This is a genomic window from Pseudomonas sp. C1C7, from assembly GCF_013359595.1.
GTDB lineage: Bacteria > Pseudomonadota > Gammaproteobacteria > Pseudomonadales > Pseudomonadaceae > Aquipseudomonas.
Genome location: NZ_JABFMP010000007.1, coordinates 58,850 through 82,375 on the forward strand (window position 1 = coordinate 58,850; position 23,526 = coordinate 82,375).

At 62.1% G+C, this 23,526-nt stretch carries 20 protein-coding genes; 6 read left to right on the forward strand and 14 right to left on the reverse strand.

Translation table 11 applies throughout. The annotated features are described in order from the left end of the window. The first annotated feature begins 294 nt into the window (after positions 1–294). Genes HNO86_RS07980 through HNO86_RS07990 form a run of 3 tightly spaced genes read left to right on the forward strand, consistent with a single transcriptional unit; the run spans position 295 to position 5,512 of the window. Positions 295–1,398, forward strand: coding sequence for an efflux RND transporter periplasmic adaptor subunit (locus HNO86_RS07980; RefSeq protein ID WP_175376458.1), 1,104 nt, complete (start codon positions 295–297; stop codon positions 1,396–1,398). Next, complete coding sequence (locus HNO86_RS07985) at positions 1,395–2,462, forward strand: efflux RND transporter periplasmic adaptor subunit (RefSeq protein WP_175376459.1); 1,068 nt, start codon at positions 1,395–1,397, stop codon at positions 2,460–2,462. The genes HNO86_RS07980 and HNO86_RS07985 overlap by 4 nt, the downstream gene beginning before the upstream one ends. Continuing rightward, positions 2,459–5,512 (forward strand): efflux RND transporter permease subunit, encoded by a 3,054-nt coding sequence (locus HNO86_RS07990; RefSeq protein WP_175376460.1) that lies wholly within the window; start codon positions 2,459–2,461, stop codon positions 5,510–5,512. Before HNO86_RS07985 ends, HNO86_RS07990 begins: the two co-directional genes overlap by 4 nt. A gap of 141 nt (positions 5,513–5,653) precedes the next feature. Here HNO86_RS07990 and HNO86_RS07995 read toward each other — a convergent pair whose 3' ends face one another. The 12 genes from HNO86_RS07995 to HNO86_RS08050 form a co-directional block, all read right to left on the reverse strand. After that, the gene (locus HNO86_RS07995) at positions 5,654–6,280 is read right to left on the reverse strand and encodes a bifunctional 2-polyprenyl-6-hydroxyphenol methylase/3-demethylubiquinol 3-O-methyltransferase UbiG (RefSeq protein WP_175376577.1); all 627 of its coding nucleotides are present in this window, start codon (positions 6,278–6,280) and stop codon (positions 5,654–5,656) included. Positions 6,281–6,469: 189 nt separating this feature from the next. Continuing rightward, positions 6,470–7,114: a methionine ABC transporter permease gene (locus tag HNO86_RS08000; RefSeq protein ID WP_175376461.1), complete on the reverse strand. Its 645-nt coding sequence runs from the start codon at positions 7,112–7,114 to the stop codon at positions 6,470–6,472. After that, complete coding sequence (locus HNO86_RS08005; protein ID WP_175376462.1) at positions 7,104–8,225, reverse strand: methionine ABC transporter ATP-binding protein; 1,122 nt, start codon at positions 8,223–8,225, stop codon at positions 7,104–7,106. Before HNO86_RS08005 ends, HNO86_RS08000 begins: the two co-directional genes overlap by 11 nt. A gap of 2 nt (positions 8,226–8,227) precedes the next feature. Next, positions 8,228–9,037: a MetQ/NlpA family ABC transporter substrate-binding protein gene (locus tag HNO86_RS08010; RefSeq protein WP_175376463.1), complete on the reverse strand. Its 810-nt coding sequence runs from the start codon at positions 9,035–9,037 to the stop codon at positions 8,228–8,230. A 73-nt stretch (positions 9,038–9,110) separates the two neighbouring features. Next, positions 9,111–10,469, reverse strand: a complete 1,359-nt coding sequence (locus HNO86_RS08015; RefSeq protein ID WP_175376464.1) for an LLM class flavin-dependent oxidoreductase — start codon at positions 10,467–10,469, stop codon at positions 9,111–9,113. Continuing rightward, positions 10,469–11,662: an SfnB family sulfur acquisition oxidoreductase gene (locus HNO86_RS08020; RefSeq protein WP_175376465.1), complete on the reverse strand. Its 1,194-nt coding sequence runs from the start codon at positions 11,660–11,662 to the stop codon at positions 10,469–10,471. Before HNO86_RS08020 ends, HNO86_RS08015 begins: the two co-directional genes overlap by 1 nt. Before the next feature lie 22 nt (positions 11,663–11,684). Beyond that, positions 11,685–12,926: an SfnB family sulfur acquisition oxidoreductase gene (locus HNO86_RS08025; protein ID WP_175376466.1), complete on the reverse strand. Its 1,242-nt coding sequence runs from the start codon at positions 12,924–12,926 to the stop codon at positions 11,685–11,687. Positions 12,927–13,277: 351 nt separating this feature from the next. Then, on the reverse strand, positions 13,278–13,994 hold the full coding sequence (locus HNO86_RS08030; RefSeq protein ID WP_175376467.1) for a hypothetical protein: 717 nt from the start codon (positions 13,992–13,994) through the stop codon (positions 13,278–13,280). Between the two features lie 348 nt (positions 13,995–14,342). Continuing rightward, on the reverse strand, positions 14,343–15,098 hold the full coding sequence (tcyN, locus tag HNO86_RS08035; protein WP_175376468.1) for an L-cystine ABC transporter ATP-binding protein TcyN: 756 nt from the start codon (positions 15,096–15,098) through the stop codon (positions 14,343–14,345). A 4-nt stretch (positions 15,099–15,102) separates the two neighbouring features. Next, complete coding sequence (gene tcyL, locus HNO86_RS08040; protein ID WP_175376469.1) at positions 15,103–15,768, reverse strand: cystine ABC transporter permease; 666 nt, start codon at positions 15,766–15,768, stop codon at positions 15,103–15,105. Then, positions 15,768–16,562, reverse strand: coding sequence for a cystine ABC transporter substrate-binding protein (gene tcyJ / locus HNO86_RS08045; RefSeq protein ID WP_175376470.1), 795 nt, complete (start codon positions 16,560–16,562; stop codon positions 15,768–15,770). Before tcyJ ends, tcyL begins: the two co-directional genes overlap by 1 nt. A gap of 244 nt (positions 16,563–16,806) precedes the next feature. Next, the gene (locus tag HNO86_RS08050) at positions 16,807–17,799 is read right to left on the reverse strand and encodes a D-cysteine desulfhydrase (protein ID WP_175376578.1); all 993 of its coding nucleotides are present in this window, start codon (positions 17,797–17,799) and stop codon (positions 16,807–16,809) included. Between the two features lie 206 nt (positions 17,800–18,005). Here HNO86_RS08050 and epsC point away from each other — a divergent pair, with 206 nt between their 5' ends. Both epsC and betT read left to right on the forward strand, forming a co-directional pair. Next, complete coding sequence (gene epsC, locus HNO86_RS08055) at positions 18,006–18,932, forward strand: serine O-acetyltransferase EpsC (protein WP_175376471.1); 927 nt, start codon at positions 18,006–18,008, stop codon at positions 18,930–18,932. 363 nt (positions 18,933–19,295) lie between these two features. Further along, positions 19,296–21,251: a choline transporter BetT gene (betT, locus tag HNO86_RS08060; protein ID WP_175376579.1), complete on the forward strand. Its 1,956-nt coding sequence runs from the start codon at positions 19,296–19,298 to the stop codon at positions 21,249–21,251. A 3-nt stretch (positions 21,252–21,254) separates the two neighbouring features. Here the strand turns inward: betT and HNO86_RS08065 are convergent, their stop codons facing one another. Together HNO86_RS08065 and HNO86_RS08070 are read right to left on the reverse strand one after the other, a co-directional pair. Further along, a complete protein-coding gene (locus HNO86_RS08065) occupies positions 21,255–21,515 on the reverse strand; it encodes a hypothetical protein (protein WP_175376472.1) in 261 nt (86 codons plus the stop codon). A gap of 141 nt (positions 21,516–21,656) precedes the next feature. Beyond that, positions 21,657–22,397, reverse strand: a complete 741-nt coding sequence (locus tag HNO86_RS08070) for an SDR family oxidoreductase (protein WP_175376473.1) — start codon at positions 22,395–22,397, stop codon at positions 21,657–21,659. A gap of 133 nt (positions 22,398–22,530) precedes the next feature. Between HNO86_RS08070 and HNO86_RS08075 the strand changes: the two genes are divergently transcribed. Next, positions 22,531–23,421 (forward strand): LysR substrate-binding domain-containing protein, encoded by an 891-nt coding sequence (locus tag HNO86_RS08075; protein WP_175376474.1) that lies wholly within the window; start codon positions 22,531–22,533, stop codon positions 23,419–23,421. Positions 23,422–23,526 lie beyond the last annotated feature (105 nt).

Genomic DNA, 23,526 nt, shown 5'->3' on the forward strand with positions numbered 1-23,526 from the left:
GTTCGGCCGGAGTCTGGCCAATAGCGGTGCGTCCTTGGAGGGGTAATTCGAAAAAAAGATCCGTCCTACATGGGCTGGCGAAATAGCCGTCTTCCTTTACCTCGGCAAATGCCCAGGCCGCCCTCGCGAGCCAACGCATTGACCACGCCGGCCTGGGCGGTTTCCGCCAGCAGGCTTCGCCAGCTGCTACAGGGTATGCGTACGGCCACTTTATTTGGTTCAACACGATGCGGGCGCAGAACCCTGTTCTAAGCTGACAGACATGTTGCGCCCGTTAAACGCAAAGGAGTCTGCATGGCTGGTCCCGGATTGAAATTTGCCCTTGGCCTGTGCCTGTTGGCCATGCTGGGGGCGTGTGGTGAGAAGAAGATGGCCGAGAAGGATCGTCCTCGGGTGTTCGTGCAGGTCGTCAAACAGGGCGAGTACGGGGCCAACGTCACGTTGACCGGCGATGTCCAGGCGCGGGTGCAGACCGAGCTTTCTTTTCGGGTGGGCGGCAAGATCATCGAGCGTAAGGTCGATGTCGGCGATCGGGTGACGGCCAAGCAGGTGCTCGCACGGCTCGATCCCAAAGACCTGCAGACCAACGTCGATTCGGCCCAGGCGCAGGTCGTCGCCGAGCAGGCGAAGCTCAAGCAGAACGCCGCGTCGTTCGAGCGTCAGCAAAAATTGTTGCCCAAGGGCTATACCAGCCAGAGCGAGTTCGATTCGGCCCAGGCCGCGTTGCGCAGCAGCCAGAGCTCACTCGCGGCGGCCCAGGCGCAACTGGCCAATGCCCGCGAACAACTGAGCTATACCGCGTTGATTGCCGAGGCGCCGGGTGTGATCACCGCGCGTCAGGCCGAAGTCGGCCAGGTGGTGCAAGCCACGGTGCCGATCTACAGCCTGGCCCAGGACGGTGATCGCGATGCCGTGTTCAATGTGTACGAGTCGCTGTTGGCCGAGCCGCCACCGGACAAGAAACTGGTAGTCAGCCTGCTCGACAATCCGCAGATCAAGACCACCGGTACCGTTCGCGAGGTGACCCCGGCGGTCTCCGAGCAGAGTGGCACGGTGCAGGTCAAAGTCACTCTCGACGCGCTGCCGCCGGGCATGCAGTTGGGCTCCGTGGTGAGCGCCACGGGCTCCACCCGTGGCAAGGCCGCTGTGCAGTTGCCGTGGTCGGCGCTGACCAAGGACGTCAGCAAACCCGCCGTGTGGCTGGTGGACGGCGAGGGCAAGGCGCAATTGCACCCGGTCACCGTCGGCCGCTACCTGACTGGCAGAGTCATCATCAGTGGCGGCCTGGAGGACGGGCAAAAGGTCGTCATCGCCGGCGGCCAGTTGCTGCACCCTGGCGTCGCCGTGGAGATCGCCGAAAACACCTACAAGGAACTGGCCACGGAGGGGCAGCAATGAAACGTCTGTCAGTGGTAGTGGCCGGTTTGCTGCTGGCGGCCTGTTCGAAACAGGAACCGCCGCCGGAGCCGATCCGCCCCGTACTGTCGATCAAGGTCGAGGCGCTGGGCGAGCAGAATCTTGGGCGCTTTGCCGGCAACATCCAGGCCCGTTATGAAAGCAATGTGGGCTTCCGGATTCCCGGGCGCATCGCCAGCCGCGCCGTCGACGTCGGCGCCGAAGTCGAGCAGGGCGACTTGCTCGCCTCCCTCGACCCCACAGACCAGCAGAACCAGTTGCGCACCGCAGAAGGCAACCTGTCGAGCATCCAGGCGCAACTGATCAACGCCCAGGCCACGGCGCGCCGCCAGCAGAGCCTGTTCGATCAGGGCGTGGGTTCCCAGGCGCAACTGGACAATGCCCAGACCGACCTGAAAACCACCCAGGCTTCCCTCGATCAGGCCCAGGCCGCGCTGAATCAGGCCAAGGACCAGCTCAATTACGTGGAACTGCGCGCCGACCACAAATCGGTAGTCACCGCGTGGAACGCCGAAGCCGGCCAGGTCGTCACCGCCGGTCAGCAGGTGGTGACTCTGGCGCAGCCGGACATCAAGGAAGCGGTGATCGACCTGCCGGACACTCTGGTCGACCAGCTGCCTTCGGACGTGGTGTTTCAGGTGGCCTCGCAGCTCAACCCCGAAATCAACACCACCGCCATCGTGCGCGAGATCGAGCCCCAGGCCGAAAGCACCACGCGCACCCGCCGCGCGCGCTTGACCCTCACCCAAACCCCGACTGCTTTCCGCCTGGGCACGGCGATCAGCGTGACCCTGAGCTCGGCGATCACGCCGCAGATCGAACTGCCGCTGACCGCCTTGCAGGAGGTCGATGGCAAGCCGCGCATCTGGGTCGTCGATACGCAAAGCAAAACCGTGTCGCCGCGCAACGTCAGCATCATCAGCCGCACCGACAGCAGCGTGCTGGTGGCCAGTGGCGTGAAGTCCGGCGAGCGGATCGTCAGTGCCGGTGTGAACAGCCTCAAACCGGGGCAAAAAGTGAAAGTCGATGAGGACAGCCCACAATGAAAGGGAGTTTCAACTTATCCGAATGGGCGCTCAAACATCAGTCGTTCGTCTGGTACCTGATGTTCGTCGCCCTGCTGATGGGCGTGTTCTCGTACATGAACCTGGGCCGCGAGGAAGACCCATCGTTCACCATCAAGACCATGGTGATCCAGAGCCGCTGGCCCGGCGCGACCCAAGAGGAAACGCTCAAGCAGATCACCGACCGCATCGAGAAAAAGCTCGAAGAACTCGACTCCCTCGACTACGTGAAAAGCTATACGCGCCCCGGTGAATCGACAGTGTTCGTGAACCTGCGCGACACCACCAAGGCCGGTGACATTCCGGAAATCTGGTACCAGGTGCGCAAGAAAATCGGCGACATCCGCGGGCAGTTTCCCCAGGGCATCCAGGGCCCGTCGTTCAACGACGAGTTCGGTGATGTGTTCGGTTCGATCTATGCCTTCACCGCCGATGGTTTGACGATGCGCCAGTTGCGCGATTACGTCGAACAGGCCCGGGCCGAGATTCACAACGTGCCGGGGCTGGGCAAGATCGAAATGGTCGGCCAGCAGGACGAAGTGATTTACCTGAACTTCTCCACCCGCAAACTGGCGGCGCTGGGCATCGATGAAGCCCAGGTCATTCAAAGCCTGCAAAAGGAAAACGCCGTGACCCCGGCGGGGGTGATCGAAGCCGGGCCTGAGCGGATTTCGGTGCGCACCTCCGGGCAGTTCGTGTCCGAGAAAGATCTGGCCAACGTCAACCTGCGGCTCAATGACCGCTTCTATCGACTGGCCGACGTCGCCGAGATTCGGCGCGGCTACGTCGACCCGATGAACCCGGAGTTTCGTTACAACGGCCAGCAAGCCATCGGCCTGGCCATCGCCATGCAGAAGGGCGGCAACATTCAGGTGTTCGGCAAGGCCCTGCACGAACGCATCACGGAGCTGACCGCCGACCTGCCGGTGGGTGTGGGCGTGTACAACGTCTCCGATCAGGCGCAGGTGGTGGAGGAGGCGGTAGGCGGCTTCACCAGCGCATTGTTCGAAGCGGTGGTGATCGTGCTGGTGGTGAGCTTCATCAGCCTTGGCGTGCGCGCCGGTCTGGTGGTGGCGTGCTCGATTCCGCTGGTGCTGGCCATGGTGTTCGTGTTCATGGAATACAGCGGTATCACCATGCAGCGGATTTCCCTCGGCGCGCTGATCATCGCCCTGGGCCTGCTGGTGGACGACGCGATGATCACCGTGGAGATGATGGTCGCGCGCCTTGAACTGGGCGACACCAAGGAGCAGGCGGCGACCTTCGCCTACACCTCGACGGCCTTCCCGATGCTCACCGGCACCCTGGTGACGGTCGCCGGTTTCGTGCCCATTGGCCTGAACGCCAGTTCGGCGGGCGAGTACACCTTCACCCTGTTCGCGGTGATCGCCGTGGCGATGATCGTCTCGTGGATCGTCGCGGTGCTGTTCGCGCCGGTGATCGGCGTGCACATTCTCAGCACCCAGGTGAAGCCGCACTCGGCGGAGCCGGGGCGCTTGGGGCGGGCGTTCAACAGCGGCCTGCTGTGGGGCATGCGCAATCGCTGGTGGGCCATCGGCATCACCGTGCTGCTGTTCGCGCTGTCGGTGTTCTGCATGCGTTTTGTGCAGAACCAGTTCTTCCCGTCTTCGGATCGCCCGGAAATCCTGGTGGACCTGAACCTGCCGCAGAACGCCTCGATCAACGAAACCCGCAAGGCCGTGGACAAGCTCGAAGCGACGCTCAAGGGCGACCCGGACATCGTGCGCTGGAGCACCTATATCGGCCAGGGCGCAATCCGTTTCTACCTGCCCCTCGACCAGCAATTGCAGAACCCGTACTACGCGCAGCTGGTGATCGTCAGCAAGGACTTCGAAGCGCGCAAGGCGCTCAGTGATCGTCTGCGCGAACGCCTGCGCAAGGATTTCGTCGGCATCGGCAGCTACGTGCAGGCCCTGGAAATGGGCCCGCCGGTGGGGCGGCCGATTCAGTATCGGGTCAGCGGCAACAACATCGATCAGGTGCGCAAACACGCCATCGACCTGGCCAGCGAACTGGACAAGAACCCTTACATCGGCGAGATCATTTTCGACTGGAACGAGCCGGGCAAGGTCCTGCGCGTCGACATCGCCCAGGACAAGGCGCGGCAGCTGGGGCTGTCCTCCGAAGATGTGGCCAACCTGATGAACAGCATCGTCAGCGGCTCGACGGTGACCCAAGTCGACGACGACATCTACCTGATCAACGTGGTCGGCCGCGCCGTGGACGCCGAGCGCGGCACGCCCGATACCCTGCAGAACCTGCAGATCGTCACGCCCAGCGGCACCTCGATTCCGCTGCTGGCGTTCGCCACCGTGCGCTATGAGCTGGAGCAGCCGCTGGTGTGGCGTCGCGATCGCAAGCCGACGGTGACCATCAAGGCCGCCACATTGGGCGAGATTCAACCGACGGACCTGGTGACGGTGCTCAAGCCGGACATGGACAAGTTCGCCGCCGGCTTGCCGGTGGGCTACACGGTCGCCACCGGCGGTACGGTGGAGGAAAGCGCCAAGGCCCAGGGGCCGATTGCCAAGGTCGTGCCGCTGATGCTGTTTCTGATGGCGACCTTCCTGATGATCCAGCTGCACAGCGTGCAGAAGATGTTCCTGGTGGCCAGCGTCGCGCCCCTCGGCCTGATCGGCGTGGTGCTCGCGCTGGTGCCGACCGGCACGCCCATGGGCTTTGTGGCGATACTGGGGATCCTGGCGCTGATCGGCATCATCATCCGCAACTCGGTGATTCTGGTGACGCAGATCGATGCGTTCGTCAGCGAAGGGTATTCACAGTGGGATGCGGTGCTGCAGGCCACCGACCATCGTCGGCGGCCGATTCTGTTGACCGCGGCGGCGGCGAGCATGGGGATGATCCCGATCGCCCGGGAAGTGTTCTGGGGGCCGATGGCTTACGCGATGATTGGCGGGATTATCATTGCGACCTTGCTGACATTGCTGTTTTTGCCGGCGCTTTATGTGGCCTGGTACAAGATTCGCGAGCCGCAGAAAGAGGTGAAATAGAATCGAGCGCTTCGCGCTCATCGCGGGCAAGCCCGCTCCCACAGTGATTGGCGCAGTACACAGATTTAGTGTTCACCTCGAAACCTGTGGGAGCGGGCTTGCCCGCGATGGCGTCAGTCCTGACACCGCAAATCCAAAGCCTTACACCTTGCGCCAGACACTGGCCAACCAAGGCTGCTGCTCCCTAGGCAACCCCGCCGGCCGGTAGTAATGCTCCAACTCCACAAACCCCGCCTCGGTCATCAGCCGCTGCCAGGCCGCCAGATCGTGATACGACCCATAGCGCGGCCCGTTCCAGCCCTCCTCATTCTCGCCACGAGGATTGGAGCTGAACAACACCCCCCCAGGCTTCAACGCAGCACGCAATTGCTTCAGCACCCGAGGCAGCTCCTGAAGCGGAACGTGAAACAACACCGCATTGGCAAAGATTCCGTCGAAACGCTCGGCCGGCAGGTCGAGTTTCAGGAAGTCCTGATGCCAGACCTCGCACCCACTGTCAGCCCGCGCCATCTGCGCGAATTTTTCCGCGCCGTCCAGGCCGACGGCCTTGTGGCCCATGCGCGTGAACGTCTGCAAATCGCGACCGGGGCCACAGCCGAAATCAAGAATGTCGAACGGCGCCTCGCCCTGGATGTGTCGCAACAGCGCATCGATGTTCTGGCTCACATCGTGATCGCGCGTGCCTTCACGAAACCCTTCGGCCACCGAGTTGTAATGGCCCAGGGTGGTGTCAGTAATTTTTTTGAGGTCGTCGGGGGTTTGTTTCATGGTGGGCTGCGCAGGCAATTGGGGATTTGCCGAATATACCCTGTGGCGAGGGGGGCTTGTTGAAACGTCGCACCGCCCCGTTGGGCTGCGAAGCGGCCCCAAAAAGATGGGACTGCTTTTCCATGCCATCAACACCTCCCCCTGTAGCAGCTGCCGAAGGCTGCTACAGGGTGTGTGTCGTGGCGGGTATTAGCGTTTGTTGAGCGCACGCGCCAGCCGATCGCCGCTCAGCTGAATCACCGCTACCAACGCCACCAGCAACACGATCACGGTCAACATGATCTGGCTGTCGAACCGCTGATACCCATACCGATACGCAATGTCGCCCAACCCGCCAGCCCCGATCGCCCCGGCCATGGCCGAGGAATTGATCATGGTCACCAGGGTGATGGTGAATCCGCCGACAATCCCGGGCAGCGCCTCGGGCAACAGCACATGCCAGACAATGTGCTGGCGCCGGCAACCCATGGCCTGGGCCGCTTCGATCAAGCCGTTGTCCACTTCGCGCAAACTCACTTCGGCGATCCGCGCAAAGAACGGCGTGGCGGCGATGGTCAGCGGGACGACGGCCGCCCACACACCGTAGGTGGTGCCGACGATCAGCCGGGTGAACGGAATCAGCGCCACCATCAGGATAAGAAACGGCACCGAGCGAAACAGGTTCACAAACGCCCCCAGCGCACGGTTCACCGCCGGCGCTTCGTAGATGCCGCCCTTGGAACTGGTGACCAGAATCACCGCCAGCGGAATGCCCGCCAGCAGGGCGATCAGCGACGACACGCCGACCATCAGAAAGGTATCGATGAAGCCTTGCAGCAAGCGATCAAACCACATAACCCAACACCTCCACCTGCTGCGCCCATTGCCCGGCGCGTTGACGCAATTGCTCGGCGTTCAAGGTCGAGCCGGTCACCGAAAGCAGCAATTGCCCCAGCGCATGGCCCTGAATCCGCTCCACGCCACCTTGCAGCAGACGCACGCGGCCACCGAGGGCGCTGAACAGGGCGGCGATGTCCGGTTCGTCCTGTGCCGTGCCGGTGAATTGCAGACGCAGGACGACAGCGTCTTGCGAGGTCTGCGGTTGCGCTTGCAGACGGCTTTGCAGCTCCACCGGCAGCGCATGCTGCAACGGCGCGAGCAAGGTCTTGCTGACCTCATGCTGCGGGTTGCCGAAGACTTCCCACACCGGTCCCTGTTCCACCACGCGGCCGCGTTCCAGCACCACGACGCGATCGCAGATTTCGCGGATCACTGCCATTTCGTGCGTGATCAAAATGATGGTCAAACCCAGCCGCTGATTGATCTCGCGCAGCAGGCCGAGGATCGATTGGGTGGTCTCCGGGTCCAGCGCCGAAGTCGCCTCGTCGCACAACAGAATCGCCGGGTCGTGAACCAGCGCGCGGGCGATGCCGACACGCTGTTTCTGCCCGCCGGACAGCTGCGACGGATAGGCCTTGTGCTTGGCTTCCAGGCCCACCAGCTCCAGCAGTTCACGCACCTTCTGCTCGCGTTTTTCCTTGGGCACACCGGCGACCTTGAGCGGCAATTCGACGTTCTGCCAGACCGTCTTGACCGACATCAGGTTGAAGTGCTGGAAGATCATGCCGATGCGCCGACGCAGCGCCACCAGACGGTCTTCATCGAACTCGCCGATGTCCACCTGATCGATCAGCACCCGGCCGCTGCTCGGTTGTTCGAGGCGGTTGATGGTGCGGATCAGCGACGATTTGCCGGCGCCGCTGCGGCCGATGATGCCGAACACTTCGCCGCGCTGAATCGCCAGGTCGATGCCGTGCAGGGCGGCCACCGGTCCTTGCTGGCCGTCATAGGTTTTGCCCAGGTTGATGAAGCGCACGTGGGCGCGGTTGAGCTCTGGGTGCAGCTCGGTCTGCTGCGCGTCATGGGGCGCTGGAATTTCAAGTCGCAATTGGGTGGCGGCGGTCATGCTCAGCTCTCCCAGCCGGCTTGGTACAGCTTGCCGTGGGCTTTATCCAGTGCGGCGCGTACGGCGGGCGAATGCTGGTAGATGTCGACGAACTTGATCAGGCGCGGGTCGGTTTTGCTCTTGGGCTGGATCACGAACTGAATCACGTATTCCTTGTGGTCCAGGCCGTCGAACAGCAGGGCGGAACCTGCGTCGAAGGTCCTCGCCAGGCGGATGTAGGCGGGGTAGCCCTGGACCAGGTCGGCGTCGTCGTAGGCGCGCACCAGTTGCACGGCTTCGACTTGCAGGATCTTGATCTTCTTCGGGTTGGCGACGATGTCGTCCTCGGTGGCCTTGTAGCCCACGCCGGGCTTGAGGGTGATCAGCCCTGCCTTGGCCAGCAGCTGCAAGCCACGACCGCTGTTGATCGGGTCGTTGGCGATGGCGACGCTGGCGCCCTCGGGCAGCTCGTCGAAGCTTTTGTATTTTTTCGAGTAGAGGCCGACGTTGTTGATGATTCCCGGTGCAAACGGCACCAGGTCAAAACCGGACGCGGCCTTGGCGTTTTCCAGGAACGGGATGTGCTGGAAGTAGTTCACGTCGATGTCGCCGGCGGCGAGGCTGACGTTGGGCGCGATCCAGTCGCTGAACTCCACCAGGTCGACTTTCAGGCCTTGTTTGCCGGCCTCGGCGACGGCGGCTTCGAGCGGGATGGCGAAGGCGGCGGTGGTGCCGATTTTCAGCGGGGGGTCGGCGGCGAAGGTCAGGGAGCTGAAGAGGCCTAGGGCCAGGGCCAGTGCTTTGACTGGGTGGGAGAGGTTGGTTTTTTTCATGTTGGTTGTTCCAGTCAATTAATGAGTGATGCGTACACTTTGTGGCGAGGGCGCAAGCCCCCTCGCCACAGGGTTAGCGTCTGTAGGCCGAGCCCGTGTGTTGCTGAGGCAAAAGCGCCCCCTCGCGAAACAGCTTTTCCCGCAAGCTGCCCCCCTCATAAGCGGTCTTGTACGACCCCCGCCGCTGCAACTCGGGAATCACCAGCTCAATGAAATCCACATAGCTTTCCGGCGTGACAACCCGCGTCAGGTTGAAGCCATCCAGCCCCGTTTCGGCGATCCAGGATTCCAGCTCGTCCGCCACTTGCTCCGGCGAACCCACCACTGTGATGTAGCGCCCACCCAGGGCGTGCTGATCGAGCAATTTGCGCCGGGTCCAGTCGTTGTTCTGCAGGTGCCTGGTGGCGGACTGGATGGCGTTGCTCTTCACGTACTGGATCGGTTCGTCGATCTCGTACTCGGAAAAATCGATCCCGGTGGAGGCCGAGAAATGCGCCACGCCGGCCTCGGCGCTGGCGTAGCTGCGGTACTCGGCGTGCTTGGCCCAGGCCTGTTCCTCGGTGGCGCCGACAATCACGTTCAGGCCCATGAACACCTTGATGTCCTCGGGGTTGCGCCCGGCCTCGACGGCGCTGGCGCGGACCTTGTCCACCTGGGACTTGGTCGACGGTTTGTTCTGGCCGCTGATGAACACGCACTCGGCGTGGCGTCCGGCGAACAGCAGGCCACGGTCGGAGGCGCCCGCCTGGAACAGCACCGGCGTGCGCTGCGGCGAGGGTTCGCACAGGTGATAACCGTCGACCTGATAGAACTCGCCCTTGTGCTCGACCTTGTGCACCTTGCTCGGCTGGGCATACACCCGCTGCTGCGGATCGTTGAGCACCGCGTCGTTTTCCCAGCTGCCCTCCCAGAGTTTATAGAGCACCTCCAGGTACTCGTCGGCCTGGTCATAGCGACGGTCGTGCTCGACCTGTTCGCTCAGGCCCATGGCCTTGGCGGCGCTGTCGAGGTAGCCGGTGACGATGTTCCAGCCCACGCGCCCACGGCTCAGGTGATCGAGGGTCGACAGGCGGCGGGCGAACAGATACGGCGGTTCGTAGGTGAGGTTGGCGGTCAGGCCGAAACCGAGGTTTTTCGTCACCGCCGCCATGGCCGACACCAGCAGCAGCGGGTCGTTGACCGGCAGCTGGATCGACTCCTTCAACGGCACGTCCACCGAGTTCTGGTACACGTCGTAGACACCGACGATGTCGGCGATGAACAGGCCGTCGAACAGTCCGCGCTCGAGCAATTGCGCCAGCTCGGTCCAGTACTCGATGGTCTTGTACTGGGTCGAGGTGTCCCGTGGGTGAGTCCACAGGCCATGGTTGATGTGGCCGACGCAGTTCATGTTGAACGCGTTGAGCAGGATCTTCTTTTTCGCCTCGCTCATCAGATGGTCCCCCGCAGTGGCGGGTTTGCATCGTTGAGGTAGTAATTGCCCACCGCGTGATACTTCCAGCGCACCGGGTCGTGCAGGGTGTGCACCCGGGCGTTGCGCCAGTGCCGGTCCAGGCCGTGCTCGCGCAGGGTCGCCTGGCTGCCGGCCAGTTCGAACAGGGTGGTGCCGGCGGCGAGGGAGATTTCGGTGCTGATGGCTCGTGCTTCGGCGACGGCAATCGAGGCGGCGGCGACGGTGTCTGTGTTGGTTTCGGCCTGGGCCTTGTCGAGGTACTCACCGGCGCGTTCCAGCAGGGCTTCGGCGGCGTGCAGGCGAATGCTCAAGTGGCCGAAGCTCTTGAGGGTCAGCGGGTCTTCGCTGGCGCTGTCGTGGGTGGCGTCGATCCATGGCCGGGTTTTGGTGCGCACGAAATGCAGGGCGTCTTCGTAGGCGGCGCGGGCGATGCCGGTGTCGATGGCAGCGTGAAGAATCTGGGCCAGCGGGCCGACCGGGGTCGGGCGCTCGAAGGCGCTTTGAAAGGGGATCACGTCTTGGGCGGCGACGAACACATCCTCGAACACCACCGAGCCGCTGCCGGTGGTGCGCTGGCCGAAGCCGCTCCAGTCGTCGATCACCGTCAGGCCCTGGCTGTCGCGGGGGACGAAGGCCAGTTGCTGCACGCCGTTTTCGTCGATCACCGAGGTGGGAATGCGCTGGGCGTAGATCGCTCCGGTGGCGTAGAACTTGCGGCCGTTGATCCGATAGCCGTCGGCATCGCGCGTCAGTCGCGTGGTGCGGTCGTGGGCGGTCTTGGTGCCCAGTTCCGCCAGGGCATTGCCGAAACGCTGGCCGGCCAGGACTTCGGCGTAGAGGCGTTGTTTCTGTTCTTCGCTGCCGTTTACCCGCAGCACTTCCAGGGCATAGAAATGGTTCTGCGGAATCTGTCCCAGCGAGCCGTCGGCCTGGGCAATCAAGGCGATGACCTTGGCCAGGGTGACGTTGGAAACGCCGGCGCCGCCGTATTCCTTCGGCACGCTGATACCCCACAGGCCGGAGCGGGAGAACACTTCCAGCTCCGGGTGTGGCAGACGGCGTTCGCGATCACGCAGGGCGCTGTCGCGTTTGAAATCTTCGGCCAGGTCGCTGGCGACGATCAGGGCTTGCTCATCGCTGGTGATGACCGCGACGCGTTGAGAAAGGGTCATGTGCTTCTCCAGATGTCTGGTTTCAGATCCAGGAATGGCGAGCCGGCAAAGTGCCGTTCAGGTGATAGGCGCCGACCGCGTGATACTTCCAGCGCACGGGGTCGTGCAGGGTGTGCACGCGGGCGTTGCGCCAGTGGCGGTCGAGGTTGAATTCGGCGAGGGTGGCGCGGCTGCCGGCCAGCTCGAACAGTTTTTCGCTGGCCTGCAACGCGATCTCGGTGGTCAGCACTTTGGCTTCGGCCACGGCAATCGAGGCGCGGGCGGCGGACTCGGCAGTGAGCGGCGCGGCGCTGACCTGATCGAGCACTTGCCCGGCCTTGCGCAACAGGGCTTCGGCGGCGTGCAGTTCGATCTTCAGCTTGCCGATATCGGCGATCACGTAGAGGTCATCGCTGGCGCGCTCCACGTTGGCATCGACCCATGGCCGCGCGCGGGTTTTAACGAATTCGATGGCGTCATCGATGGCGCCCCGGGCGATGCCGGCGTCGATGGCGGCCTGGATCAGTTGGGAGATCGAGCCCTGAGTATTGGGCTTTTCGTTGATCTTCCAGTTGTCGATCACCAGATCGGCGTCGACCTGCACGTTGTTCAGCACAATGGTGCCGCTGGCGGTGGTGCGCTGACCGAAGCCGGACCAGTCATCGACGATGCGCAGCCCCGGTGTGCCACGCCGCACGAAAGCCAGCACTTGCTTGCCGTCGTCGTTGAGCGCCTTGACCGCGACCCAGTGGGCAAACAGCGCGCCGGTGGAATAGAACTTCTGCCCGTTGAGGACGAAACCCTCGTCTCTGGCGGTGATGCGCGCCTTGAGTTCAAGGGTGTTTTTGGTGCCGCGTTCCGGGCCTGCGTTGCCGATGCGCCAGCCTTCGAGCACGGTTTTGAACAGGTGCTTTTTCTGCGCTTGGGTGGCGCTGCCGAGCACCAGATTGATGATGCCGAACTGGTTCTGCGGGATCTGCCCGAGCGCCGGGTCGGCCGCGGAAATGATCGCGAAGACTTCGGCGACGGTGACGAACGAAACCTGCGGCCCACCGTACTCACGCGGGATGGCAATGCTGCCCAGGCCGCTGCGGGTGAACTGTTCGATTTCCGACCACGGCAGCTTGCGCTGCTGATCACGCTTGGCCGCCTGCAGGCGCGCGACTTGCGCCAGCTCTTGGGCGGCCTTGATGGCTTGTGCGTCGCTGCGCAGCACTTGCGCGGGCAACAACAGCGGGGCGATGTCCAGATCACTCTGGACGACTGCGTCTGCCAGACTGGACATCACTGCCACTCCTTGGCGACACGCAATGCCCTGGCGATCTGCACTGGGGTGATTGTGTTCCGGACCATACCTACCTCACATCTCATGGAAACGCCGCTTCGCGGCGAACGAAAACAAGAATGTCCGGTGGTCCGGTGTATATACCCTAAGCGTTTATAAAAAAGTTATGAACTAACTTTTAGGAATATACATAGAAGAGGCAAAACCGATCCCTGTAGCAGCTGGCGAAGCCTGCGTCCGGCTGCGCAGCAGTCGCAAAATCAGCCGGCGCGGTGTTTCAGGTAAACCTCGCACTCAGGATTTACGACTGCTGCGCAGCCGGACGCAGGCTTCGCCAGCTGCTACAGGGGTTCAGCGTTTGGAGGAGGATGATTGGGTGCAGCCGATTTTCAGGGTGCGGGCAGGGGCCCAGCGGGAGTTGTTGCCGACGCGGTCGAGGATGCAGTAGGTGACTTCCAGGCGCAGGTCTTCGCCGGCTTCGAGGATGATGGTGGGCGGCACCCAGAGCTGGATGGGCAGGCCTACATCGCAGACTTTCAGCGCAGGCAAGTCCATGCGCGCATCGCCCCAGCGCAGGGTGATTTCGTCGCCCTCGGCCATGTTCAGGTAAGGCTCGATGGTCAGCGGTACGCCGCGCCGGATCTGCCGTGCATTGAGCCCCCGGCGGCGGATGGTGGCGGGCAGATCCACCGGCGCCAGGAACTGATTTTCCTCATCGCCCAGAGAACCACCGGGGCAGTCGAGTTTGATCTGCACCCGCGTCGCCACCGACAGCGCGGGGCTTGTGCCGACCTGCATCACCCGGTAATGCACCCAGGTGGCGCCGCTGGCGATGAAGCTTTCCGGTACCCGCAGGCTGACCCTGTGGCCAACGTCCTGCGCCGTCACCACGCGGGAGGCGACGAAGAGGCCGTCCCAGAACAGTTCGATCAGATCGCCCTTGTCCATGTCGGCGTACGGCCTTACCTCGACCCGCAGGTGGTTCGCCGCGAGGCAATTGATACCTTCCTTGCTGATTTGCGGCAGGGTCGGTGGTGCCAGGGACGGTATGCGTGAGATGCAATTCATGGGGTATCTCTCCTTGAAGTCGTTCAGCGAAATCCATTTCTGAAACTGGGAAGGAAGTTTGACTTTGCTTTGAAATAGCCGGTGGGGTCGTTAGATAAAAGTTGTGCTGAATGGGAGTCAATAGCGCAACTTGCATATAGGCAGGATCAGCCGTTATTCAGAAGATTCCTACGCCTGGAAGTCAATAAACGAGGGCGTCAGTCGAAAAAGACCATGAATATCGGGATGCAGGAAAAACAAACGAAGAATCGCGCGACACATAACTATGTAGCGCACCTATTCGAATAAGTTGTTTTCGGGGGGAGGTAACTTCCATCCATGGAAGTTGGGGTTTCTACGATGGAAACATCATGCGTGCGAGTTGTTCAGAAACTTGCTCAAAAACTGTTTCGTCCGCTCTTCTTTCGGGTTGGCAAACAGCGCCTTCGCTTCGCCTTGCTCGACGATCACGCCCTTGTCGAAGAACACCACACGGTTGGCCACATCGCGAGCGAAGGCCATTTCGTGGGTGACGATGACCATGGTGCGATTCTCCTGGGCCAGGCCCCGGATCGTCGCCAGCACTTCGCCCACAAGCTCAGGGTCCAGTGCCGAGGTCGGTTCGTCGAACAGGATCACTTCCGGTTCCATCGCCAGTGCGCGGGCAATCGCCACCCGTTGTTGCTGACCGCCGGAGAGGCGGCGTGGGTAAGCGTCTTCCTTGCCTGCCAGGCCAACCTTGGCCAACAGCTTTTTCGCCAGGGCCACGGCATCGTTACGCGGGACCTTCTTTACGATGATCGGGCCTTCGATGACGTTTTCCAGAGCGGTGCGATGGGGAAACAGGTTGAAGTTCTGGAACACGAAGCCCACGTGCTGGCGCAGGGTGCGCACCAGGCCTTGCTGCTGGACCAACGGGCGGCTGCTATCGATCTCGATATCGCCGACCTTGATCCGGCCGCTGGTGGGTTCTTCCAGGAAGTTCAGGCAGCGCAGGAACGTGGTCTTGCCCGAGCCGCTGGGCCCGATGATCGCCACGACCTCACCTTCCTTCACTTGCAGATCGATGCCGTTGAGCACGACGTGACCCTTGAACTGCTTTGTCAGTTTTTCCACGGCAATCATGGGGTCAGGACTCCTGGTCGTGCCGATTGACCCGGGCTTCCAGCTGGTTCTGCAGGTGCGACAGCACCGAGGCCAGAACCCAGTAGATCAGCGCGGCGGCAAGATACATGGTGAACACTTCGAAGGTACGGGCGGTGATCAGTTGCGCCTGACGGAACAGCTCCGGCACCTGAATGGTGGCTGCCAGAGCGGTGTCCTTGACCAGGGAAATGAAGCTGTTGCCCAGTGGCGGCAACGCGGTGCGCATCGCCTGCGGAATGATCGCCCGGCGCAGGGTCTGCGCGCGGGTCATGCCGATACTGGCCGCCGCTTCCCATTGGCCGCGCTCGATGGAGCTGATCGCGGCACGCAGGATTTCACAGGCGTAGGCGGCCATGTTCAGTGAGAAGCCGATCAGGGCCGCGGGCAGCGGATCGAGTTCCAGACCCATTTGCGGCAGGCCGTAATAGATCACGAACAGTTGCACCAGCAACGGCGTGCCGCGAAAGAACGACACGTAGATGCGGGCGATCCAGCTGACCAGTTTCAGGCGCGACAAACGCATCAGCGCCAGGCCGAAGCCCATCACCAGGCCGAAGAACATCCCGCCCAGGCTCAGGATCACTGTGTAGTACGCGCCCTTGAGCAGAAAGGGCGCGGAGTCCAGTGCGAGTTGGAAAGCTTCTCCCATTATTTGGTGACGTCAGCTTGGAAGTACTTCTGCGAGAGCTTGGCCAGGGTGCCGTCGGCGCGCAGCTTCTCGATTGCCTTGTTCAGCGCGTCCAGCAGTTCAGGCTCGCCTTTGCGCAGGGCGATGCCGGCTTCCTGACGGGAGAACGCAGCGCCTGCGGCGGTGGTGTCCTTGGCTTTCTGGGCGTATTCCAGCGCGGCCAGACGGTCGATCAGAATGGCGTCGATGCGGCCGTTGCGCAGGTCCTGGAACTTGGTCGGATCATCGTCGTAGGTCTTGATGATGGCTTTGGGCTGATTGTCCTTGAGCCACTGCTCGTAGTTGGTGCCCAGGCCCACACCGACTTTCTTGCCGGCCAGGTCATCGGCGGACTTGATCGAACCCGCGTTCTTGGTCAGCACCAGGGCCTGAATACCGGAAACGGTGTACGGCTCGGAGAAGTCATACTTTTTCTTGCGCTCTTCGGAGATGGTCACCTGGTTGACCACAGCGTCCAGACGCTTGGATTCCAGCGCCGCGAGGATGCCGTCCCACTTGGTCGGTTGCAGCTTGGCCTTCACGCCCAGCTCCTTGGCCAGGGCTTCGGACAGCTCGACTTCGAAACCGGACAGCTTGCCGTCGGCATCGACGAAGCTGAACGGTGGGTAGGTGCCTTCAAGGCCGATGTTGATTACACCTTTTTCCTTGATTTGTTGCAGCTGCTCACCGGCAACGGCGTTGCCGATCAGGCCGGCGCTCAGTGCCAGGCCCAGCGAACCCACCAGCAGATTTCGACGTAGTGCGGAAAAATTCATGACTAGCCCCTGTGTTTTCTTATGGAAGTTGCGTTTGGAAAGGTTGGCGAAAACGGGAATTGGACGACAGCGCTATCCTGCCTTAAAGCAGCGTATGCGTCTCTCGGGAAATTCGCCTATAGGATGACTATATGATGGCGTTATTAGATTAGAAAATAATAAATTTTCTAATCGTTATCTCTTTTATGAATATAAACATCACCCTGTAGGAGCGAGCATGCTCGCTCCTACAGGGACAGCGTTGTTACAGAAAGTCCTTATAGGCAAACAACGCCGGCGCCCCGCCGGTGTGCAGGAAGATGATCGGGCCATCGTCGAAGCGCTGACGCCCGATGCCATCCAGCAATCCCGCCATGGCCTTGCCGGTGTACACCGGATCCAGCAGCAGGCCTTCCTGACCTGCCACCAGCTTCACCGCCGCCAGCGTCCCGGCATTCGGCTCGCCGTAGCGCGGTGCGAAGTATTCGTCCCACAACTCGACCTTGAAGCTGTCCGGCAGGCTCACACCCAAAAGTTCGGCGGTGCGTTCGGCCAGGCCCTGAACCTTCGGCAACTGATCTTCTTCGCTACGGGAAACCGTGACGCCGATCACCGGCAGATCCGGCAGGGCTTCGTTCAATGCCAGCGCCAGACCGCTGTGGGTGCCGGCGCTGCCCGAGGCCAGAACCACCGCGGCGAAATTCAGGCCGGTGTCCTTGATCTGCTCGGCCAGTTCCAGGCCGGCACGCACATAACCCAGGGCGCCCAGGGCGTTGGAGCCACCAATCGGCACCAGATACGGCTTCTTGCCGTTGCTGCGCAGACGGGCCGCCAGGGCGTGCAATTGCTCGTCGGCGTTGTCGAGGTTTTCCACCAGTTCGACCTTGGCATCGAACAGATCGAGCAACAGGCGATTGCCGTTGCCGACGTAGTTGGGGTCTTCGGTACTGAGCGGGTTTTCCAGCAGGGCGACGCAGCCCAGGCCCAGTTTGGCGGCAATGGCGGCGGTCTGGCGCACGTGGTTGGATTGCAGGGCGCCGGCGGTGATCAGGGTGTCGGCACCCTGGGCCAGGGCATCGGCGCACAGGTATTCGAGTTTGCGCAGCTTGTTGCCGCCCATCGCCAGAGGTGTCAGGTCATCGCGTTTGACGTACACGTCGCGCCCGAGCCAGGTCGACAGGCGTTCGAGTTTTTCCAGGGCGGTGGGCTGACCGAGCAGGTCGAGACGATTAAAACGGGCAAGCTGTTGTTTGATCAGCTGTTGATTGATCATGGTTCCGTTACTGGCGGGGAATGATCACTGGACTATAGGCACGGCCAAAAGCCGGGGCAACCGCCAATCGCTTATAGCCAAACGTGCTTGATCCAGCACTATTGGTTCTTAATTTGCCGCACGCGCCTTGCCGTAGAGTAATCGCCGTCAGTGCGGCCAGACAGTCCGGTCGCCCGTGAGGAGTTTTTACCGTGAGTGAGCGTTCCAGCCATTGGCAATTGCAGACCATCGTCACCCAACTGCGCGGCGCACGTGACCAGTGGCGTGCACAGAACGGCCGCGCCAGCACCGAGCAGGGCGGTCGCGAGTTGCCGTCCCGGGCGGCCATGGCGGAGATTCTCGAGGCGCTGTGCGGGGCGCTGTTTCCGATGCGCCTGGGGCCGGTTGATCTGCGCGAGGAGAGCGAGGACTTCTACGTCGGCCACACTCTGGATAGGGCGTTGAACGCCTTGCTGGCGCAGGCACGATTGGAACTGCGTTATGCCGCGCGCCATGGCGCCCAGGCCGAGGCTGAGGTCGAGGCCAGGACGATCCAGATCATTCAGGATTTCGCCCTCGCGTTGCCGGGGCTGCGCAGCCTGCTGGATACCGATGTGCTGGCCGCTTATCACGGTGACCCGGCGGCGCGCAGCGTCGATGAAGTGCTGCTGTGCTACCCGGGAATCCTGGCGGTGATTCACCATCGCCTGGCCCACCATCTGTATCGCGCAGGCTTGCCGTTGCTGGCGCGGATCAGCGCGGAAATCGCCCACTCGGCCACCGGTATCGACATTCACCCGGGCGCGCAGATCGGCCGCAGTTTCTTCATCGACCACGGCACCGGCGTGGTGATCGGCGAGACGGCGATCATTGGCGAGCGGGTGCGGATTTATCAGGCGGTGACCCTGGGCGCCAAGCGCTTCCCGGCGGACGAGGACGGTCAGTTGCAGAAGGGCCAGCCACGCCATCCGATTGTCGAGGACGACGTGGTGATCTACGCCGGCGCGACGATTTTGGGACGAATCACCATCGGCAAGGGCACCACCATCGGCGGCAACGTCTGGCTGACCCGCAGCGTGCCACCGGGAAGCAACCTGACGCAGGCGAGTTTGCAGGTTGATGACGGTACGCAGAAGTAACAGACAAGCCCCCTCGCCACAAATAGCCGCCGGCAGCCCCATCTGTAGGAGCTGTCGAGTGAAACGAGGCTGCGATCTTTTCAAGGTCCCACAAGATCAAAATCAAAAGATCGCAGCCTTCGGCAGCTCCTGCAGGCGCTCCAACTCCCACCTCCCGCAACCGACCGCTCAGCCCTGCGATTGGTCCTTAGCCTGCTATTCATGTTTAAATTGAACGTTCATTCAAGTTAAACCGGTGGTTCGCCGCCCGCTCACAACAGGAGGCTTGCCTTTGCTGAGTCCGATTTCCACAGCCGCGTTTTACCGCTTCGAGGTGCACCGTTCATGAGTGCATCGTCCCTTCCTGCCAGCGGCCTGGTCCGCATGAACCCTCCGGTTTTCTGGTTCTCCGCGAGTTTCATCCTGCTGTTCGGCGTCGTCGTCATGGCCATGCCTGAACAGGCCGGCGCCTGGCTTCTGGCGGCGCAGAATTGGGCGGCCAACACGGTTGGCTGGTATTACCTGCTGGCGATGACCCTGTATCTGGTCTTCGTGGTGGTCACCGCGTTATCGGGCTACGGCAAGATAAAACTCGGTGCCGACCACGACGAGCCCGAATTCAGTTACCTGTCCTGGGCCGGCATGCTGTTCGCCGCCGGGATCAGCATCACCCTGTTTTTCTTCTGCGTGTCCGAACCCCTGACCCACATGCTCCAGCCGCCCCAAGGTGAGGCGGGCACGCCGGCCGCCGCGCGTCAGGCCATGCAGATCCTGTTTCTTCACTGGGGTCTGCACGGCTGGGGCGTGTTCGCCTTCGTCGGCATGGCGCTGGCCTACTGCGCCTACCGGCACAACCTGCCGCTGGCCCTGCGCTCGGCGCTGTACCCGCTGATCGGCAAGCGCATCAATGGCCCCATCGGTTACGCCGTGGACGGCTTCGGCATCATCGCCACGGTGTTCGGCCTGGGCGCCGACATGGGCTTTGGCGTGCTGCACCTCAACTCGGGTCTGGACTACCTGTTCGGCATCGCCCACACCCAGTGGATTCAGGTCGGCCTGATCACGCTGATGATGGGCGCGGCGATCATCGTCGCCGTGTCCGGGGTCGACAAGGGCGTGCGGGTGATGTCCGACATCAACATGCTGCTGGCCTGCGCGCTGCTGCTGTTCGTGCTGTTCGCCGGCCCCACGCAGCATCTGCTCAACACCCTGATCCAGAACCTGGGCGATTATCTTGGCGCCTTGCCGATGAAGAGTTTCGACCTCTACGCCTACGACAAACCCAGCGACTGGCTGGGCGGCTGGACCGTGTTTTACTGGGCCTGGTGGATCGCTTGGTCGCCGTTCGTGGGCCTGTTCATCGCGCGGATTTCCCGAGGCCGGACCATCCGCGAATTCGTCTTCGGCGTGCTGCTGATTCCGCTGGGTTTCACCCTGGCGTGGATGTCGATCTTCGGTGACAGCGCCATCGATCAGGTGCTCAATCACGGCATGTCGGCGCTGGGCATGTCGGCCATCGACAACCCGTCGATGACCCTCTACCTGCTGCTGGAAACCTACCCCTGGAGCAAGACCGTGATCGCAGTCACGGTGTTCATCAGCTTCGTGTTTTTCGTCACCTCCGCCGACTCCGGCACCGTGGTCTTGTCGACGCTCTCGGCCAAGGGTGGCAACCCCGATGAAGACGGCCCGAAATGGTTGCGGGTGTTCTGGGGCGCGATGACGGCGCTGGTCACCAGTGCGCTGCTGTTCTCCGGCAGCATCGATGCGCTGAAGTCGGCGGTGGTGCTGACCTCGCTGCCGTTCTCGCTGATTTTGCTGTCGATGATGTGGGGCCTGCACAAGGCGTTTTACCTGGAGTCGCAAAAGCAGATCGCGCAGCTGCATTCGCTGGCGCCGGTGTCCGGCGCGCGACGCGGTGGCTGGCGTCAGCGCTTGAGTCAGGCGGTGCATTTCCCTTCGCGGGACGAGGTGTACCGCTTCATGGAAAGCACCGTGCGTCCGGCGATCGATGAAGTCTCTGCGGTGTTTGTCGAAAAGGGCTTGAGCGTGGTCACGGTGCCGGATCCGGCCCATGACAGCGTCAGCCTGGAGATTGGCCATGGTGACCAGCATCCGTTCATCTATCAGGTGCAGATGCGCGGCTATTTCACCCCTTCGTTCGCCCGTGGCGGCATGGGCTCCAAGCAGCTCAACAACCGCCGTTACTACCGGGCCGAGGTGCATTTGAGCGAGGGCAGTCAGGATTACGATCTGGTGGGGTACAGCAAGGAGCAGGTGATCAACGACATCCTCGATCAATACGAGCGGCACATGCAGTTTCTGCATCTGGTGCGTTGATCGCTATGTGTCGGTGGTCAGCACCATGAACAGCACCAGCGCCGCCACCGGCACGCCGAACACCGCGCTGCCGACCGCCAGCTCCGTGCCCAGGGGCTGGCCGGCATGCACCATGCCCACCGCGCCATTGATCAGGGTCAGCGCCAGCCACAGCACGATGAAGCAGTAGGCCAGGGTCTGGCGGGTGAAGCCGATCTTCTCGCCGATGTAGAGCATCAGCGCCAGGAGGATGAGGCCGAAGGTGATGATGATGGTGGTGTGCATGGTGGGTGTTGTCCTGCAGTTTTGTAGTGCATGTCAGACCGCCTTCGCGGGCAAGCCTCGCTCCTGCGCAATGCACCATCTGTAGGAGCGAGGCTTGCCCGCGAAAGCGGTTTCACTGATTCACCGCTATCCAAAGCTTAGTTAAACCAACCCACCATTGACCCGCAAAATCTGCCCATTGACCCACCCCGACTCCGGCCCCGCCAGAAAGGACACCACCCGGGCGATATCCTCAGGCTGCCCGAGACGCTCCAGCGGAGGCATTTTGGCGAGGGTCTGGATCTGTTCCTCGCTCTTGCCATGCAGGAACAGCTCGGTCGCCACCGGCCCCGGCGCCACCGCGTTGACCGTGATATCGCGCCCGCGCATTTCCTTGGCGAACACCTGGGTCAGCGATTCCACCGCCGCCTTGCTGGCGATGTACACCGCATAACCGGGCAGGTTCATGCCCACGGTACTGCTGGAAAAATTGATGATCCGCCCGCCGTTGTTCAAACGCGTTGCCGCCTCGCGCAAGGTGTTGAACGTACCTCGCGCATGGATGTTGAAAGTCTGTTCGAACAGCTCGTCGGTGTGCTGCGCCAGCGGCATGACTTTGAGGATGCCGGCGTTGTTCACCAGCACATCGATCTTGCCCAGCTGCGTTTCCGTCTCCTCGAACAGGCGCCGCACGTCCTCGGCATTGGCCACGTCGGCCTTGATCGCTATGGCCCGATGGCCAGCCTGACGCAACTCCACCACCAATTTCGAAGCTTCGCTGGCGCTGTTGGCGTAGTTGATGGCAACGGCGAAACCTTCGCTGGCCAGCTGTTTGGCGATGACCGCACCAATGCCACGGGAGGCGCCGGTTACGAGGGCAACCTTGGAGTCTTGAGTCGTCATGTCTTGAGTTCCTGATGTGGCTTCTTGAAGGGGTGAGCGAAGCCAATTTCACATGTTTACTCCGGCCGATAAATGCACGAGAGTTGCCTTGACTGTTCAATAATCGCCAACAATCGAGCGTCGGGAGATCAGCGTGGATCAGGTCAAAGCGATGAAGGTCTTCGTGCGCATCTACGAGCGCAGCAGTTTCACCCTGGCGGCGCTGGACCTGGACCTGCCGCGCGCAACCCTGACCCACACCCTGAACCAGTTCGAGGCCTGGCTCGGCACGCGCCTGCTGGAACGCAGCACGCGCAAGGTGCGCCCGACACTCGATGGCGAGGCCTATTACCAGCGCTGCGTGCAGTTGCTCGCCGAACTGGAAGAAGCCGAACTGGCCTTTCGCAGCGTCGCGCCCAAAGGCCGCCTGCGGGTTGACCTGCACGGCACCCTGGCCCGGCATTTCGTCATTCCCGCGCTGCCGCAATTCATGGCGCGCTACCCCGACATCGAACTGTCCATCAGCGAAGCCGATCGCCTGGTCGACCTGATCGCCGAAGGCGTCGACTGCGTGCTGCGCGCCGGTACCCTGAGCGACTCGGCGCTGATCGGCAAACGCGTCGCCAGCCTGCGCCAGATCACCTGCGCCAGCCCTGCCTATCTGCGCAAACACGGCGAACCGAAAACCCTCGACGACCTGAAAAACCACCGCGCCGTGAACTACGTGTCCCGCACCGACGGCAAGGTGTTCCCCTTCGAATTCATAGTCGACAGCGAACTCAAGCAAGTGCCCATCGACAGCGCCATGTCGGTATTCGGCGCCGAAATCTACGCCGCCTCCGCCATCGCCGGCCTGGGCCTCATCCAATGCCCCCACTACCGAATGGAATCCCAGATCGCCCAGGGCCTGATCAAGGAAATCCTCCCCAACACCCCACCCCCACCCATGCCGGTCTCGGTGCTGTACCCCCACAACCGACACATGTCGCCACGGGTTCGGGTGTTCGTGGATTGGTTGGGGGAGGTGTTTGCGCAGGCGCGATAAAGATCAAAAGATCGCAGCCTTCGGCAGCTCCTACAGGAGAACGCGGACACCTGTAGGAGCTGCCGAAGGCTGCGATCTTTTGCTTTTGCTCCCACGTGAAAGATG